General features: G+C 44.1%; 1 protein-coding gene and 1 pseudogene. One reads left to right on the top strand and one right to left on the bottom strand.

All coding sequences use genetic code 11. The annotated features are described in order from the left end of the window. Positions 1-271, top strand: a pseudogene (locus tag V7D75_RS08925) (glutathione-regulated potassium-efflux system protein KefB); the annotation flags it as partial. Between the two features lie 24 nt (positions 272-295). On the opposite strand, the gene V7D75_RS08920 reads toward V7D75_RS08925, so the two are convergent. Next, positions 296-564, bottom strand: a 269-nt coding sequence (locus tag V7D75_RS08920) for a pilin (RefSeq protein ID WP_442968943.1), incomplete at its 5' end; no start/stop codon positions are given.

The raw sequence follows: 564 nt of genomic DNA, 5'->3' as shown, positions 1-564 counted from the left end.
ACTAGGTATTTCAGCAGAAAAAGCGCGCGAGACCGTCCAAACTTTCCGTGATTATGATGATGATTTGATCGAGCGCCAGCAAGCGATCTATGACGACGAAGCCAGTATGATTGAATCGGCACAATCAGCCATAGCGGAGCTTGAGAGCTTATTTGATGAAGATATCGATAAAGCCCGTAAAATGGATTTGACGGACTTTTATGACGCGCTAAAAAGCCAATCCATACCCGCCGATGAAAAAGATAATCTGACCGCTGACTCTAAAAACTAACGGCTATTATAGTTTTATCGTTTATTAATCCTCGCTACAGCCTTTAGGCGCTTGCCTTTTATTTAGCGAGGTTGTACAGCGCCAATTATCGCTATCGGGCAGATGATAAAAAACCAGCGTCTGCTCATTTAAATAACGTAATGGAAATTTGACGTTTTGAATGGTAGCGATAACTGCGCAATCGGTGTTTGTCACGCCAGCAGCTTTGGTATCAACCGCGATATTGACTTGCTGCGTGCCCATATCTAAAGGCAGATTAAGCGGACACTGTCCTGTTTGCCGATAGCTAAGCG

Origin of the sequence: Psychrobacter sp. (assembly GCF_036731945.1) — a bacterium.
GTDB lineage: Bacteria > Pseudomonadota > Gammaproteobacteria > Pseudomonadales > Moraxellaceae > Psychrobacter.
Note: the sequence above shows the minus strand (reverse complement) of the source record. Positions and strands in the feature narration are given on the sequence as shown.